General features: G+C 59.6%; 15 protein-coding genes. 8 read left to right on the top strand and 7 right to left on the bottom strand.

The features are described 5' to 3' along the window. The first annotated feature begins 141 nt into the window (after positions 1-141). The 4 genes from QZ409_RS11325 to QZ409_RS11310 all read left to right on the top strand — a co-directional run bounded on the left by QZ409_RS11325 (position 142) and on the right by QZ409_RS11310 (position 2,240). Complete coding sequence (locus QZ409_RS11325) at positions 142-831, top strand: hypothetical protein (protein WP_296710913.1); 690 nt, start codon at positions 142-144, stop codon at positions 829-831. 538 nt (positions 832-1,369) lie between these two features. Beyond that, positions 1,370-1,516, top strand: coding sequence for a hypothetical protein (locus QZ409_RS11320; RefSeq protein WP_296710910.1), 147 nt, complete (start codon positions 1,370-1,372; stop codon positions 1,514-1,516). Next, complete coding sequence (locus tag QZ409_RS11315) at positions 1,513-1,812, top strand: DUF6634 family protein (protein ID WP_296710907.1); 300 nt, start codon at positions 1,513-1,515, stop codon at positions 1,810-1,812. Before QZ409_RS11320 ends, QZ409_RS11315 begins: the two co-directional genes overlap by 4 nt. Further along, the gene (locus QZ409_RS11310) at positions 1,812-2,240 is read left to right on the top strand and encodes an antitoxin Xre/MbcA/ParS toxin-binding domain-containing protein (RefSeq protein ID WP_296710904.1); all 429 of its coding nucleotides are present in this window, start codon (positions 1,812-1,814) and stop codon (positions 2,238-2,240) included. Before QZ409_RS11315 ends, QZ409_RS11310 begins: the two co-directional genes overlap by 1 nt. On the opposite strand, the gene QZ409_RS11305 is transcribed toward QZ409_RS11310, so the two are convergent. Both QZ409_RS11305 and QZ409_RS11300 read right to left on the bottom strand, forming a co-directional pair. Continuing rightward, positions 2,237-3,043, bottom strand: coding sequence for a hypothetical protein (locus QZ409_RS11305; protein ID WP_296710901.1), 807 nt, complete (start codon positions 3,041-3,043; stop codon positions 2,237-2,239). The two genes, QZ409_RS11310 and QZ409_RS11305, sit on opposite strands and share 4 nt — an antisense overlap. A gap of 142 nt (positions 3,044-3,185) precedes the next feature. Further along, positions 3,186-3,530, bottom strand: a complete 345-nt coding sequence (locus tag QZ409_RS11300) for a hypothetical protein (RefSeq protein WP_296710898.1) — start codon at positions 3,528-3,530, stop codon at positions 3,186-3,188. A gap of 14 nt (positions 3,531-3,544) precedes the next feature. Between QZ409_RS11300 and QZ409_RS11295 the strand changes: the two genes are divergently transcribed. Together QZ409_RS11295 and QZ409_RS11290 are read left to right on the top strand one after the other, a co-directional pair. Next, a complete protein-coding gene (locus tag QZ409_RS11295; RefSeq protein WP_296710896.1) occupies positions 3,545-4,180 on the top strand; it encodes an antitoxin VbhA family protein in 636 nt (211 codons plus the stop codon). A 463-nt stretch (positions 4,181-4,643) separates the two neighbouring features. Beyond that, a complete protein-coding gene (locus tag QZ409_RS11290) occupies positions 4,644-5,948 on the top strand; it encodes a site-specific integrase (RefSeq protein WP_296710894.1) in 1,305 nt (434 codons plus the stop codon). Between the two features lie 199 nt (positions 5,949-6,147). On the opposite strand, the gene QZ409_RS11285 is transcribed toward QZ409_RS11290, so the two are convergent. From QZ409_RS11285 to QZ409_RS11265, 5 genes are all read right to left on the bottom strand, one after another. Continuing rightward, positions 6,148-6,891 carry a DUF2182 domain-containing protein gene (locus QZ409_RS11285; RefSeq protein WP_296710891.1) on the bottom strand — a complete coding sequence of 248 codons (744 nt, stop codon included), beginning with the start codon at positions 6,889-6,891 and terminating at the stop codon, positions 6,148-6,150. Then, positions 6,888-8,342: a tyrosinase family protein gene (locus QZ409_RS11280; protein ID WP_296710888.1), complete on the bottom strand. Its 1,455-nt coding sequence runs from the start codon at positions 8,340-8,342 to the stop codon at positions 6,888-6,890. Before QZ409_RS11280 ends, QZ409_RS11285 begins: the two co-directional genes overlap by 4 nt. Positions 8,343-8,721: 379 nt before the next feature. Then, positions 8,722-11,442 carry a hypothetical protein gene (locus QZ409_RS11275; protein WP_296710883.1) on the bottom strand — a complete coding sequence of 907 codons (2,721 nt, stop codon included), beginning with the start codon at positions 11,440-11,442 and terminating at the stop codon, positions 8,722-8,724. A 121-nt stretch (positions 11,443-11,563) separates the two neighbouring features. Continuing rightward, a protein-coding gene (locus QZ409_RS11270) for an IS3 family transposase (RefSeq protein WP_296710877.1) occupies positions 11,564-12,717 on the bottom strand; the annotation gives its coding sequence in 2 pieces (ribosomal slippage) (positions 11,564-12,468 and positions 12,468-12,717; 1,155 coding nt in all). Between the two features lie 15 nt (positions 12,718-12,732). Further along, positions 12,733-13,563, bottom strand: coding sequence for a hypothetical protein (locus QZ409_RS11265; protein ID WP_296710874.1), 831 nt, complete (start codon positions 13,561-13,563; stop codon positions 12,733-12,735). A gap of 290 nt (positions 13,564-13,853) precedes the next feature. On the opposite strand from QZ409_RS11265, the gene QZ409_RS11260 reads away from it, so the two are divergent. Together QZ409_RS11260 and QZ409_RS11255 are read left to right on the top strand one after the other, a co-directional pair. Further along, positions 13,854-14,249: a tyrosine-type recombinase/integrase gene (locus QZ409_RS11260; protein WP_342394837.1), complete on the top strand. Its 396-nt coding sequence runs from the start codon at positions 13,854-13,856 to the stop codon at positions 14,247-14,249. Further along, a complete protein-coding gene (locus QZ409_RS11255) occupies positions 14,246-15,181 on the top strand; it encodes a hypothetical protein (protein WP_296710870.1) in 936 nt (311 codons plus the stop codon). The genes QZ409_RS11260 and QZ409_RS11255 overlap by 4 nt, the downstream gene beginning before the upstream one ends. Positions 15,182-15,220: the final 39 nt, after the last annotated feature.

The raw sequence follows: 15,220 nt of genomic DNA, 5'->3' as shown, positions 1-15,220 counted from the left end.
GCGCCGGATAACGCTCAATAACGCCATGTCTATCACTCCAAAGACCCCCGCTGACGCCAGCCGGGAGAAGTTCAAACATGGGTCAAATCTCAGTGGAAATGCCCGCCCAAAGCGGGTCAGTTCTCAGTGGCAATCAACAGGTTGCTCTATGAAAATGCCAATACTAAAGAAAGAACTGCATTTATTTGGCTTTGTTCATATCTTTGGGGCAAAACCCGTCACAGATGGCGCGGCGGCCCCAGTCTGGCACAAATACTTTTGCGTGCGGAACCTACCCTATTCCCCACCGCGCTTTGGGGCATCAGGCATCGCGCCGAACCGTTTCTTCCTCTTGAAGATAGCGATTGGCTCGACGATGAAAATGCAAGCGAGAGTGACATCATCAAATTCGCCGCAAGCCGCTTTGTCTTTGCTTGTGCGCATTATTCAATCATTGCCTTACGTCGAACAGACGCTCCGATTCCTCGCATCGCTCTTGCGATCGATAAAGAAAACGAGCGAAAGCGCATCCAGAGCGAAACGGAGCGCGAGACTCGAGCGCGCGCTGAGGCCGAACGCGCTGCTCGTCTCGCTGAACGCCGTCGGGGACATCCAAAAGCTGATGAATGGCCTACGCTCGATAAGCAGAAGCTGGAGAACCTCGTTTCCGTGGCGCCCTTGTCAAAACTTTCCAAAATTTATGGCGTAAGCGACGTGGCAATCGCCAAACGCTGCAAGAGACTCGAGATCCCCCTGCCAGGGCGCGGCTATTGGGCGAAACGATATGCAGCCGAAGAAAAGGCCCGAGTTGAAAAGGAAGCAACCCACCCGAAACCCTTAAGATCAAAATAACCTCGCCAGACACCCTGCGCAAGTCGAGCGATGTTCAAGCGCCTTTAACCGCGTAAATTAAAGTTAAACCGAAAACCGGGTCAAAACTCGACCTCATCCACCTCGTGCTGAGCCGAAGGATACCCTCGGCGGCCACACGCCAAGACGCCTTAGGAAGCCCGACAAAACAGGAACAAATAACGAACATATTGTGCCGTATTTTGTGCTGGACAGACCGCATTCGTTCGCCCTAAACGCCAAAAAAGCACTCGGAAGACAAAACGCCAATATGCTGATATTAAGCCATAAATTCAGAACAATGCACGTTTAAGCGAAACAGCCGCAACCGTTTTCAAAAATGATGCGGATTTCGTTTATGCAGAGTCCGCGTCAAAACCCAAAAACAAAAAGAAGGGAAAAGCCCTTGTCTATTTTTATAGTGCCAGCGTTCGGCCGAATTGAAAAGCTCGTTATGCGGAATATCACGGAAACAGAAATTTCGACGGTTTTGAATTGCACGGCATGGACCATCGCCGCGGTCGTAAAATTCAGAAGCGAAATGGCCCAGATAATTGTCGACGACGATATCAATTACGAAAAGCCGCACAATACGACGGCAAGCCTCTTCATCGAAAATACCCTTTCGACGCCGTGGGACGTGCGCGGCGACGCCCTGGTGCTGACCGGCGCGGATATGCTGTCGTGACGGACGAAAGCGAAAACCAGCGCGCCCGCGACGCATATCGCGCCCTTGACCAGCTGTCATCCGGCTACATGCCGACGGAATCCGACCTGTCCAGCGCGCCGCTGATTGAAGATTGGGTTTTCGTGCGCGTCGACGGCGTCGTTATGCTTGTCGGTCGCGTCACCGGCCATCCGACGCTGAAAAGCGACAAGCTCAAACGAACCAGCGCGTTGCTGGCTATCGACGAAAAGGCAGGATGGGCGTTGACCTATAGCCGCTATTACCGGCTCGGGGCGCGTTATTCGAAAGAAAAATGATGCTGCAAATTGAAATCCGTATTAACGATCGCTTCGTCGCCTTCGCGAATGTCGAAAACCTGTCCGGCCTGGCCGACATTTCGGATTATGCCATCGTCGGCGCCCGTACCGAGCCGAATCCGCTAACTGGCGCCGACGCCGTCATGCATCAAAAGATATTCGTCGGCGACCATCCGCGCCGACAGTCCGTATGGTCGCTGGTCGCGAAAGTCGCGCGCGAGCTCGCCAAGCGCGAGAACGCAGCGCCGACGCCAGCTGAAGTCCGCAAGCTGGCCGCTGACGTCATCGGTCCGGACGCCCTGGCCTGGCTGCGCCGCCCTGCGATGGTGCTGGAGCAGCGAAGGCCGATCGACATGCTTAAGACGGCAGACGGCCGCCGGCGCGTCTTCACGCTGTTAGGGCAGATCGAAGGCGGCGTTTATGTTTAGTCGTCCTCGTCGAGCAACCGATTCAGATTGTCGTGGCGCGGATCCATTTCCGACTGCGCGATCAACTCGACTTGCTCTGGCGACAACGTGGCCGTCGTGAACGCGCGCCGGCTCGTAGTTGGATCATCGATCCCCACCTTGACATCATCCGAAATCGAGCCTTTTTGCGCCAGAAAGGCCGCCGCAAATTCTGCGTCCGCTTCACCGGGCCGCGCCGCGAGGATCGCGCGCAAAAGTTGCCCAGCGTCAGGCCCGGCGCGATGTCGCACAGGCCCGACCTTTACCAAGGCTGGCGCGGCGTCGATTGTAAAAGGCACGGGACGGCCGGCGGCCTCGCAGAGCCGGGAAAGCCAGCGCTGGTCAAGGTGCGGCGCGTCGCTGACGACGGCAAAGCCTGCCAGGTCGGCCTGGAGCGCGTCGACGACCTGGCGCACGTCGACGCCATCGCGCTCCAGGTCACGCGGGTTTATGTAGTGGACCTGCCCGGAATCTTCGCTCCATTCTGACGTTGACCAGCCGGGCGCCGGCTGTATCAACATTGAGCGCGGCTTGTCGTCGCCCTCGCGCATCCAGCCGACTTCGATCGGCCATCCAAAAATAGACGATGCTTCGAAGTCGATCGTTGCGATGCGCGGGGTTTCGTCCAGGTCGTCCAGGTCGACAACCATGCCAGCCGTCAGCGCCGCGATGCGCTCACGTAGACCAACTGGAAATGGCAAGGCGCCTGTAACCAGCTCGCGTGCGGTGCGAACTTTGCCGCGCAGCCGCCGCCGCCGGCGTTTTGAGACGATGGAAGCCTTCACCTCTCGTTGCCCTCGTCGCGGTCGAAGCGATAATCGGCGGGCGCTTCCCAGGCGCGCGCCTTCATGCGGGCCAAAGCCTCGGCGCGCCGGTCGATTTTCTCGCGCATCCGCCGCCGCCGGCGCTTTGAGATGATCGAGCGTGTCATGGTTCATACGGCTGGTTGAGGCCATCGAGCGCGAGTGCACGCAGGTCGTCTGGCATTTCCGATGTTCGTCCGGCGCGGCGTGGGTCGCCATCGCGCGCGGCGGCCTTGGCTGCTTGTAACTTCCCGCGCATCCTCCGGCGCCGTCGTTTTGAAACGGTCGAGCGCGCCATGCCAGGCGCCGCAGATTTGAGGCGTACATCGTCGTCGAGCGCAACATAATGCTGCAAGATCGCCTCGACGATCTTGTCAATGGTGCAGCCAGCGGCATCTGCGCGTCGCTGCAACTCGAGGATCTCATGCTCTTCGAGTTCAAGCGTGAGTGTCTCTTTTTCGCGTTCCATGGTAGGAACATAGCATGAATATTGAAAAGATCACGCCCGAAGACGCCGCCGACCTGCTCGCCGTCCCGTTGCCGTTTTTGATGGCGCTGGTCGATTGCGGCGCCCTCACGCCGGACTCCGACGGACTGTTCGATCGCGCTGCAGTCCTGGCACATAGAGCATTTCGAGACGCACTACGCGCCGAGATCGATGAGTTCGAAGAGCTGCGCGCCCTCGTGCGGTTCATCGCCAGCGATTATCACGAATTGAGCGCCGAAAAGGCGCTTTGGCAGCGTGACGACTGGAAACGCCGCGCTAGAGCCTTGGTCCAAAAGTACAAACCCACGGCGCCGGCTGAGCTCATTCCGGTTCATGCCAACAAGGTCGAGTTTAGCAAGGGCGAGGGCCTTGGCGTCCTAGTTGACGTCGAGGAAGGACGCCGCCGTCTCCACGCCATCGCGATCCCTCGCGGCGCCGCCGCTGAGCCACACATGTCGGCAGAAGAGCAAGCGCGACGGCGGCATGCGGTCGAGCAAGCCAACGCGCATAACCGGATCGAAGGAATAATGCCAAATCCTGGCGCCGACGCCATTTACGAGCGCTGGATCGCCGGCGAAATCGATTCCGACGAAGTGACGCGCCAAATCAACGCCTTACCTATTAGCCGATAAGCCCCGTTTGCGCACCGGCTGACGCCAGGTGCGCGCCGATTCCTTTGGGCCATATTGGACCAAGCCGCCGAGCCGTTTTTGGGCCAATTCTGGGCCACGCGCAAAAACACTCAAAGTCGCTCGTATTGATTTTCAACGGCTTAGCGTGGTCCAATTTTGGCCCAAAGCAAGAAAAAAGCGGCCGTTTCTGGCCGCTTTGTTTCTAAAACCCTTTGTTTTTCAATGGCTTAATATGGTGAGCGCGCTGGGACTCGAACCCAGGACCCTCTGATTAAAAGTTTGACGGCCTAACATTTCTGGTGATGTCTAGAGTTTTCTGCTCGTCCATAATATCTTGAAAATCCTCTTATTTTTGATTTCAATTGATTTCCGCTGATTGCTCGCGCTATCCTAAATCTGCTTACCAGATGCTTACCGTGCTTACCAGGCGCTTACCGGACAACCATGTTTGAGGGTCCCAACATTGCCCCAAGGCCGCATTTCAAAACGCTCGGTTGATTGCCTTATTTGCCAAGCCGGAAAGGACCGCGAAATCCTCTGGGACGACGCCTTGGCCGGCTTCGGCGTCGCTGCTTTTTCCTCCGGCAAAAAGGTCTATGTCGCCCAATATCGCAAAGACGGACGCTCACGCCGCGTTTCGATCGGCGAGCACGGCCGACTGACGCCCGACGAGGCGCGCTCAATGGCGAAAACGATCTTGGGTCAGGTCGAACAAGGCGCCGATCCGGTCGAAGAGCGCCGCAAAGCGCGGGCAGTCCGGACATTCCGCGAAGTGGCGGAGGACTTCATCAAGCTGCATGTCGAGCCCAAGCGCAAGAGCGGCACGAAGGCCGATTACGAGGCCTTGCTCAAACGGTTCATCTACCCGGCGATCGGATCGAAGCGAATCATGGACATCCGACGCGCCGAAATCGCCAAGCTGCATGCAAAACTGGCGGAAAAGCCATACACGGGGAACCGCGTTCTCGCGCTGATTTCGAGCATTTGGAACTGGTCAGCGAAGCGCGACGAGGTGGAGTTTGCCGCCAATCCGGCTAAGGGCATCGAGCGCAACAAGGAGCGGAAACGCGAGCGCTTCCTTGGCAGCGAGGAATTAGCCCGTCTGGGCGAAATACTCCGCCTCGCCGAAACGGAAGGACTGGAATGGACGATCGACGAGAGCCCCCCCAAATCTAAGCACATTCCGAAAAACAACCGCCGCACGAAAATCGATCAGCACGCGGCGGCGGCCATCCGCCTTCTAATTTTCACCGGAGCCCGTTTGCGCGAAATTCTGCACGCGAAATGGGAACAGGTTGATTTCGAGCGCAGCATCATCCACCTGCCCGACAGCAAGACGGGCGCGAAGCCCATCTATCTGTCAGTAGCAGCGCTCGACATTTTGCGCGATTTGCCCCGAATTGAGGGCAACCCACACATCATCCCTGGAGAAAACCAAGGCGCGCCGCGTTCCGATCTCAAAAAGCCCTGGAGCGCGGTGACCAAGGCCGCCGGGATCGAGGGCACGCGCATCCACGATTTGCGGCACAGCTTCGCGAGCTTCGGTGCAGGCGCATCTTTGGGGCTGCCGATTATCGGTAAACTGCTCGGTCATAGCCAAGCCGCTACAACGCACCGGTACGCTCACCTCGATGCCGATCCCATGCACAAAGCGGCAAACACGATCGGCGGGGCGATCGCGGCGGCGATGAGCGCTCGGTCACCCGCCGTTGCAGAGAGACCTAAACCCACGGTGACATCGATTAAAAACGAGCTGAAACCCGGTTGACGTCGCCTTGTTCGGGGTGGCTCGTGGTCAAAATCACACGCTTGCCGCCCTCGGATGACGACGGGTTTCGGCTCGAAGCCGTATCCGCACGATGTTCGACGACCGTCCCAAACGACCCCAAGCGGTCCTCGGACCTGTCTAAATGACGTCTCTTCACGAGGATGAAGCGGCCATTGCTGAGACGGGCTTAAGCCAGACTTTAATAGACATCGAGTAAGAAGGCCGTACAGAGCAGCCATATGGATCGCGCGCGCCGTACGTGCCGGGCCCGTTGATAGCGTTCAGCTAACATCGCCGCCTGGACGCAGGCCATGATGGCGAGGCTGTGTGGCGCGAGAAGCGGGAGCGCCATCAATATCCAGCAACTTGATACGCAGTCGCGGGCGGCGCCAACGCCATAACGCAGGCATGCGAAATCCGCGCGCCATCCATCGAGCGCAAGCGCAACGGTGCGATGACACCGCCATAAAGCGCGGCGCTTGGCAGGCGTAAATTGCCAAAGAATGGCTGCGCCATAGGCTGCAATGGCGACGATCCGGGCTTCCGTTCCTGAGCGAACCGGCCCGATGGCGAAAGAGAGCCCAATCATCCCGACGCCGACCAAAAGCCACAGACCAAGATAGCCGGCGAGAAATTCGGCGATCGCGAACTGGCGCCGTTCGCGAAGGCTGCGAAAGGCGACATGTCGGACGGAAGGCACGACCAGTGGTGGCATCATCGCGAGCGTCATAACCATCCAGCCGAAAGCGGCGTCCGACCACGGCGACCGCGGCGTGCTGGAGCATAGGGGCACGCCGACGTCCCGCGCGCTGGCTATGAGGATGAACCATGCCGCCAAGCTGATCGCGAGCGTCCACCATTCCGGGCGCCTTGCGGCCCACAAAGCCGGCGCCGATTGCAGCGGCGTGGCGGCGGCGGTCTGCAACGGGACAATGCCAGTCAACCAAAGTAGACGCTGATTCGCCCAATCCTCAAATTTCCCTGCGGCGCGCGTGCCCATCCGCCCGTCTCCCGCCTTCTGAACGTTACATGCAGCCGGCTCTCGTCCCATAGTCCTTCGCGGCGAAGCAGCTCGACCTGTTGCGTGATCTCGATAACAGAGGTGATCCCGCTGCCGCCCTGCGGACCGTCCGGATCGGACGCCGCCGCAACACCGAACAGCGACAGGCTTCCAACCTGCAACGGCGAGCGGTTGCCGGTGTCTTGCCCGGCAGGCGGCACATCGATGTAGACGTCATATTTGGGCAGGAAACCGCTTCCGGTCACGTTCTCCAGATTGAGGAAGGCGCGCAGCGGCCGCGCCGTGGCCATCCGGTTTCGCACCGCTTGCGCCACGTTTGGCCGCAGCGCCACGCGCACCGTCACCTGCGGGGCGTCCAGCGCGACCTGCTCTTGCGCGCCAGCCGGTTCGGGCTCGGGACTCAGCGCCGGCGCTACCACCGCGGCCATCGCCGTGAGTTGCGAACTCGCCGGAATCGGATCAGAGATGTCGTCATAGACATAGCCATGCAGCAATTGGGTGGTGTCGAGGACCTGGCTGGCGGTGAACGTCAGAACATTCCCCGAAGCATCGTGCAGTTCAAACGTTTGATTGATGAGCCAATTCGGATCGGTCGGATTGGCGTTGCCGCGGGTCTTCCACCATACCTCCCACAGCCTATCAATATTGGCGTGATGCAGCCAGAAGATTGGATCGAGCGCCGCCGTCCGCGGGTCGCCCATGATCCCCCCGATGTCGTCGTGAATTTGATTGTGCGGCACATCCTCGATGCCGCCATTGATATGCCCGCCATGACTAAAACCCGTCTGCGGTCCACCAAATCCTGGATGGACACCAGTCGAACCGCCCGTGAACTGACCATAGGTCAGATGCTGCAAGCTCACGTCAGCGTCAGGGATTTGGAAATCTGCGGTCGACGAATTGCGGCCCTTCACATAGAGCGGATTCGGCGTGCCGTTCGCCAGCGTCGGATCGACAAAAGAGGCAGGCAGCAGCCGGGCTCGGTTGTTGTTGCTGGGGTCGCTATAGTTCCAATACGGCAAGGCCCAGCCTTCCGGTCCCCCGAGCCTGATAACAGCCGCCGCGATGATCTGTTCGAAGCAAATGAGGTAGGCCCGGTGCCACGGCAGGAAATACCATGTCTGATGCTGGCACTGGTTCCAGAACTGGCGCTGATCGGCATTCGAGGGGAACGGCACATTCGTCGGGTTCGGATCAATAGCGCGCTGATAGCCGTGGACCGCGGAGAGATAACGCCAGCTTGTTGGATCGGTAAGTGCGCGCGCTTGCAAATCGGCGACCGCGCGGCCGTACCAATGCAAATCGTCGCCAAGACTGCCCAGCTTCAAAACGTTCTTGCGTATGCGGACAGCGGAAGTGGTGCTGCTGCTCATACCTCTCCTCCCAAATGTCTGCGCAAAGCACCTCGCCTGGCCTTTGCCAGCCCGGCGCTGTCGTGCCGAATTTCAAAAACCAGCGGCGACGCGCCAGACCGGACCATCGTAACAGGGCCGGCGAGCCAATAGGCTGCTGAAAAAGTCTGGAGTCCGATGCGTCTGTGGCTAAGCTACATATTGAAATACAATGATTTTTTCTTTGGTGGCGTCCGCAGTTTACGACTTTACGGATGTTAGCAACTTCTTTTCAGCACTGAATTAGGAAGTGTCCGTCAAGTTACTTAAATTGGCAATGCCGAGCGATCGTCACCGGAAGATTTATTGATCTCGGACCATGGACGCGGCTGGTGCAATGACCGTTAACCGCCGGGCGCTTTTAAACGCCGTCGGAATTTTTTGGCCCCTTCGGCGCCTTTCGCGACTTGGTCTCGCCGGCGGTTTTTGCTGCTTGCCGCTGAAGCCGCTGACTAAGATTCAACACGAGAAACACCACTTTTACCTCGCCAAAATCGGCCGAGTATCGCGCGACGAACCCCGGCGGCCGGGAGTCGTCATGAGGGATGGGTTCGCGGCCAAGATAGGTGAAACCGGGAGGGGTGGCGCTCTCGGCCGAGGTTTCCAGGAACTGCATCAGCCCCTGCTTGTCGTCCAAATAAGCGTAGGTCAGATGGAAAAAGACCCTGGGATTGCCATAGCCAAGGAGCTTCTGAAAATGGCTTTCCAGGTCCGCCTTCATCGCGTCCTGGGTGAGCGGCTTGTCGCAGATCACCGCTTCAATCAGTGCCAGCACCGAGCTTCCCCACGCGATGACGAGGTCCCGTTCGCCGGGATTGCCCTTGGCGCTGTAGCCGCCTTTCGACTGGTCGCCGACCGACCATCCCAAAAATTGCACGCGAGCTGCCAGCAGGTGCTGGATGAAGGCGGTCAAATCGTCTTCGATGGCGTCAATCTGGACGCCTTTCATCATGGGGATGAGGGAAACGACGGCGTCGGCGGCGGCCCGAACATATTCGACCAGCAGCGCTTCAAACGGGTCCGCCTGCCGCTGCAGTACCCGGGCTTGGTCAGAAGGATTCATCGTACGAAACCTGGCGATCGCTGACGCGACGTTTTCAATTAGGTCGTCGTGTATAGAAACATCGGGTGCCGTCAGGAAGGGAGCGCCGCTGGCGATATGGGTTCGCGCCGCGGCAAGGACCGCTGTCCGACCGAAACTGTGCTCAGCCGCATCTAGCGCCGCAGTCGCCTCCACCCGCCGGCCCAGCCTAGAAAGCGCTAAGGCGCGATAGGCTGCGGCGGTGTCCTGGAGGCGCACCAAGGTCACTGCCGACAGGACGGCAAGGGCTTGGCCAGGCTCACCCAAAGCCAAGCGCAGCAGCGCCTGATTGCAAGCCAATGTTTCGTCGCCGGAAGCCGCGGGAAGCAACGCCGTCATTCGCTCGACTTCGGCGATCGCCTTCCGTCCTTTCCTGATTTGATCGCCCTCCAACAAACCGAAACTATCCGCCGGAAGCAGTTCACTGATCACAGCCGCGAACCAGTTGACAGCAAAGCCGAGAGACGCACGTTGGGCGAAGAGACCGGCAAAGATCGCCTTGGCCATTTCAGGATCCGGATTGGGCCCCTTTAAGGCTGCAAGTCCGCGAAATTGGCGAAGCGTTTCCATGACAGCCGCCTGTTCCTGCGGATTGGGAAAGCTCGGTTCTTGCGTGGCTGCGATCGCCGCCCAATCCCCCCGCAGGAACGCGAGCCGAAGCCGGTGTTGAAATCGGGCAATTTCACGCCCTCCGGTTCGCCCCAACTTCTGGAGGCCGGCCTCTGCGGCCATATAGCTGGCGGCCGCCTCCGCGGCGCCAGCCGTCAGCAGCTCGTCAATGCGAGCCTGCATTTCCGGCAGGGATTGAATCGCTCCAGCGTCGCCTGGCGCGAGCGCAGCGATGCGCCGTTCGATGTCAAGGCGTAGATCGGGCGAAGCTCTCGACAGCAGCTGCGCCAGGATGAGCGGCTCGTCGGTTTCAAGAATCGCAGCCAAAAGCACCCGCTGCCGCGCCTGGTCTAAAGAGGCAAGGGCGCCCGCAAGGTCAGCGGCCAGGGGCCTGTCGAGGGCGGGCGCCCCGATTTGATTTTCGAACCTCGGGGCGAACGCGGCGATGCGCCCCTTCTCCTTGTGCTGCAGCGCGCCAGTGCGGACGGCGGCGACCAGGGCTTCAAAGAGATCGGCCGGCGCGTCCGTCGTTCCGCCGATGACGGCGCGGCAAAGAATCCGGATGTGGGCCCTCAACGCCCGTGCGATCGAATCCGCAAGGATGAACTCGTTGTCCTCAGGCTTCGCGGCAGCCAACCGGGCGCGAACGTCCAGAGGATAAAGAAACTGGCTTCGCAGCGCCTGCGTCCGCCCGGCGACGCAGGCCAGCGCGGCCGCGCCTGCGATCCCTATCCGATGCGCCGACAACGAATAATCGCCCACGGCGATGGAGCGCGCGTAGGCGTCGACAACAACGCCAGCGTCGACCTGGTCCTCGATACCGCCAAGATCGGATAGATCGAGAACCGCGGCGAACTCGGGCATCCCCACGCCCTGGCGCAGGCTGGTTCCATCGAGCGATTGGACCATCGCCAGCAGGATGGAGCTGTCGCAATTGGCGAGTTCGCGGCGGAACGCCGCCATTACCAAATCCGCTCCAGCGACATCGTCGATGAAGCCACGATCCGCCCGGCGATGCAGCCAGTTGAGCAAAGCCGCCGCTTCGCTGGCGCTGGTCCTGCCTGCGCGTAGATGTTCCCCGAGTATCGCGGTCGCGTCGGTGAAAGCTTCAGCCTGGAAAATTTTGTCGTCGCGTTCGACGAGGCCCCGGTCCCACGCGCCCGCAGGCGATCTCCATTGCGCGATCAGAAGACACGCCAGCGCGGCGCTTGGCGGATGGATGACAAGGTCTGCGAACAGCCTCGGCCGGGCTCGGACCTGGAAAAGCAAATCGACAAAAAGCTCGGCGCGGTCGATCGCCAAGTCGATGACCTGCGCAGCAAGTGGGTGTGGCGCCGGAGAATTGTCCTCGGCGTCCGCGTCGGCGAGGAGAAGCCGCGCCAGGCCGAACAAGTCGCCGCAAATGTTCAGGGAATCGTACGCGCTGTCCTCAAGTGGACGAGATTCCGTCCAAAGCGCCCGGTCTACCAGCGTGTTGGGAGCCTGGCCTGCTGCCGGTTTCGTGGACAGGCAGTTAAGTTAATCCCACCTTCCGCTCGAACTCAACCGGGCTGAGATAGCCGATGGTCGAGTGCCGGCGCGTCGTGTTGTAGAATCGCTCAATGTAATCGAAGATATCCGCCCTCGCGGCATTGCGGGACCGGTAGACCTTTCGGCAGACCCGCTCGGTCTTGAGGGACGAGAAGAAGCTTTCCATGGCGGCGTTGTCCCAGACATTTCCAGACCGGCTCATCGAACAGGTGACGCCATTGTTAGCCATCAGCCGCTGGAACTGCTCGCTGGTGTATTGGCTGCCTTGATCGGAATGGTGCAGCAAGGCGTCAGGTTTTCCTCGCCGCCAGATCGCCATGACAAGCGCATCCATGACAAGCTGCGCCGTCATTTCCGCTTTCATTGACCAGCCGACGACGCGGCGGGAAAACAGGTCGATGACGGCCGCGACATAAAGCCAGCCCTCGGCGGTCCAGATATAGGTGAAGTCGGCAATCCATTTCTGGTTCGGCCGCTCCGCCGTGAACTGGCGATCCAGAACATTCGGCGCGATGACGTTGGCCAGCCGTTGACCGTCGTCCTTGGGCAGCCCGCGCCGACGGGGCCTGGCTCGCAGAGCGTTTTCCCGCATCAGCCGCTCGATTTTGTGAAGCCCGCAGGATGCGCCTTCGGCCAGGACGTCATGCCAGACACGACGAGCGCCATAGGTGCGGGCGCTTGCGACGAAACTCGCGCGAATCCGCGGCGTGAGTTCGTCATCCTGTTGCGCCCGAAGGCTTGGTCCGCGGCGCAACCAGGCGTGAAAGCCCGAGCGTGAGACGTCCAACGCTTCGCAAAGCCATGCCACCGGCCAGATATTCCGGTGCTTCACGATAAAAGCGAACTTCATTTCGCTTCCCTCGCAAAGAAGGCTGCGGCCTTTTTTAGAAGGTCGCGCTCCGCCTTCAGCTTGGCCACTTCACGCCGAAGACGTTCGACTTCAAGGTGATCCGGCTTCAACTGGCCTTGGCCGGGAAAGGCCTGCGCGGGATCGCTGGTCAATTCCTTCACCCAACGGCGCAGCATGTTCTCGTGAAGATCGAGATCCCGCGCCGCCTGGGCCACGCTCACGCCGCGTTCGCGCACCAAACGAACCGCTTCAACTTTGAACTCCCGACTGAATAACCGTCTCGCCATAACCCACCTCCAGTTTCATAAAACACCTAATCTCGGTGTCCACGAAACCGGCAGCAGGCCAGCCGGCGGGAACCACGGTTCAACAACGGCGATGGCGAAACTGTGCTTCAGCGCCGCCCGCTGAACATATCGCGACCGCGTTTCGTCCCAGCCACCCAGACCGGGCTCCGTCGCGATGATCCTTTGTGCGGCGTCCCGAAACGCCTGCGCGTCTAAGACGCTCCAAACGGTTTCGGGAACGAATGGCGGGTTTTGCAGAATGCCCCACCAGTCCACCCACCGGCGAAGGGCGAGGTCCGTGGCTCCATCTTGGGCCAGTGCTATTTCCCATAGCCTGGCGGCGATCCACTCCGGCGTTTGGCCGACGATCGAAATCGAATCAACGGTCGCTCCTACAACGATCTTGAGAAGGTCAGTCAGCTCAGCATCCTCCTGGGTGAAGCTGTTGGCCTCACAGCGCTGCCCATGAATGCTGGAGATGAGGACCTTGAAGGCGTCCATTACGCCCGCTGGAGCGCGGAGCACGGCGACGCGGAGTTCCAACCCTATTCTGGCCCGGCCCCAAATTCGCCGCAGCCACCCCAAATCGGCCAGCGCCTGCAAGTCTGGAGGTTCGAGAGCTGTCGGCCCGGCCGCGGCATAGGCATTTGCGGCGGCCGGCCAATCGGCATTTGACGAAACCTCCAGTCCAGCCAGCAGCCGTAGCGCCAGCTGGTCCGGCGTCACTTTCGCGTCCGGGTGGAGAAATCGAGCCTGCCGCCCAACACGCAAATTGCGGTCAAAACGATCCCGCAGAATCCGCCGCGTCTCGCCTGGAACGTAGTTCAAACTAGGAAAACGAGACATCGATCCGGGCCGTCCAACTGATTGTACCTTAATCTGGAGCAAACGGCAGACATAAGGCAAGGTACGCGTACTTAACGGGGCGGCGACGGAGGTCTCATCCGATCGAGGATCGCGAAGGTCACCAGTGTGTTAACGCGTTGTTTTGAGTTGTGGAGAATGCCGGCTTTGTGGGGCCACATCCGGCGTGTCCTTGTTGCCGCCATAGTCGGAGTCCTTCCGCTTTCCGCCGAGGCCGTGCGAAAACGCGATTTTCGGAACCCGCGGCAGAACCCGCGGGCGGCTCTCATAGCGTGTATCTTTGGCCCGACGCCGAGGATGACGATCAGCCTCTTCAAGTTATAGGCGAGAATCCGTACGTGATACCTGGAGAGAAAGACGGCGCGCCGCGCGCCGATCTGAAAAAGCCCTGGAGCGCCGTGACCAAAGCCGCCGGCATTGAGGGAACGCGCATTCACGACTTGCGGCACAGCTTCGCCTCCGTCGGTGCTGGCGCGTCGTTCGGCCTTCTTATCATCGGAAAACTCCTGGGCCACAGTCAGGCGGCGACAACCCATCGATACGCGCATCTGGATGCCGACCCAATGCACAAGGCGGTCAACACCATTCGCGTGACCTTGTCTCCAGCGATGAATGGCGAGGCGAAGAACAACGTGCTCGCGATAAAGCGCACGCGGAATGCCACATGAAAAAAATTAGTCCGAAAAACTTTGGCGGCGACGACGCGCATTTCACGCTCAAGCGACGCGGCCGGAAACCCTTGTCGAATTTTTATCAGCACCCCGAGATCGCACCCGCTTTCGCGCTGACTGAGGACGATTGGAAAAATCTCGAACACGTATATGGCCACAACCTCGACCAAGCCATTCGCGCGGAAGTCGAGGAGATCATAAGCGATTATTTTTGGCATTTCCTTTGTGACGGCACTCGGTCGTATTCAGACGAGGCGATCACGTATCTGGAAAAGATCGCCAAGGATGCCCGGCCGCCACAGGCACTTATGAAGAAAACAAAAACACCAGCGCGCACCGCCGCGCGGGATGTGCTCTTGGAGTATTACCTTTTTGACCAAGACGATCCTGACACAACACCCGATCCAAAGGAGTTTCTCAATGAACCGGACAAAGTCCGGATTGCGGCACAGGAGTTTGCACGACATATCGCGGAATACGATATGTCGCCCCCGTCGGGCACGGCAAGCGAATGGGAAAAAATGGTTGTCGCCATCCAGCGCCGACTGAAGGCCGCCGGTTTGCCCCATACGATCAACAAACGCGGGACACGACGAGGCGCTTCGCCGATCGTCTCTTTCCTCATCTGCTTACAGGAAAAATTCCCAAACGCATTTCAGTCCCATTTGAGCCGCGACGGAGAACCGGATGAGGCGACGATTGCTGCTGCCGCGAGCAAGGCATGGATAGACTTCCGGAAAAGCGCCGTTGGCCGGCGTGACGCTCGCAAGCGAGAAAGCGCCGACGAAGCCAGAATGCAGGTCAAGCAGAAAAAAGAACTCGGACGGGCCGAGAGGCTCAATAAGGCTTTCAAATATCTAGAGTTTCGCAAAGCTCGTCAGCGTAGCGCGCCTGTAAGCGGAACTCGAACGCCAAAAACGACGAGTTAACATCCCTCAGTTTCAGCAGCGCGGGCGATAATTGGGAAC

It is taken from the genome of Rhodoblastus sp. (assembly GCF_019449565.1).
Taxonomy (GTDB): domain Bacteria; phylum Pseudomonadota; class Alphaproteobacteria; order Rhizobiales; family Beijerinckiaceae; genus Rhodoblastus.
Note: the sequence above shows the minus strand (reverse complement) of the source record. Positions and strands in the feature narration are given on the sequence as shown.

Excerpts from the sequence above, each read along its gene's own strand:
- QZ409_RS11320 (WP_296710910.1), top strand. The coding sequence starts at position 1,370 with ATGGCCCAGATAATTGTCGACGACGATATCAATTACGAAAAGCCGCAC.
- QZ409_RS11310 (WP_296710904.1), top strand. The coding sequence starts at position 1,812 with ATGCTGCAAATTGAAATCCGTATTAACGATCGCTTCGTCGCCTTCGCG.
- QZ409_RS11300 (WP_296710898.1), bottom strand. The coding sequence starts at position 3,530 with ATGGAACGCGAAAAAGAGACACTCACGCTTGAACTCGAAGAGCATGAG.
- QZ409_RS11295 (WP_296710896.1), top strand. The coding sequence starts at position 3,545 with ATGAATATTGAAAAGATCACGCCCGAAGACGCCGCCGACCTGCTCGCC.
- QZ409_RS11280 (WP_296710888.1), bottom strand. The coding sequence starts at position 8,342 with ATGAGCAGCAGCACCACTTCCGCTGTCCGCATACGCAAGAACGTTTTG.
- QZ409_RS11265 (WP_296710874.1), bottom strand. The coding sequence starts at position 13,563 with ATGTCTCGTTTTCCTAGTTTGAACTACGTTCCAGGCGAGACGCGGCGG.
- QZ409_RS11255 (WP_296710870.1), top strand. The coding sequence starts at position 14,246 with ATGAAAAAAATTAGTCCGAAAAACTTTGGCGGCGACGACGCGCATTTC.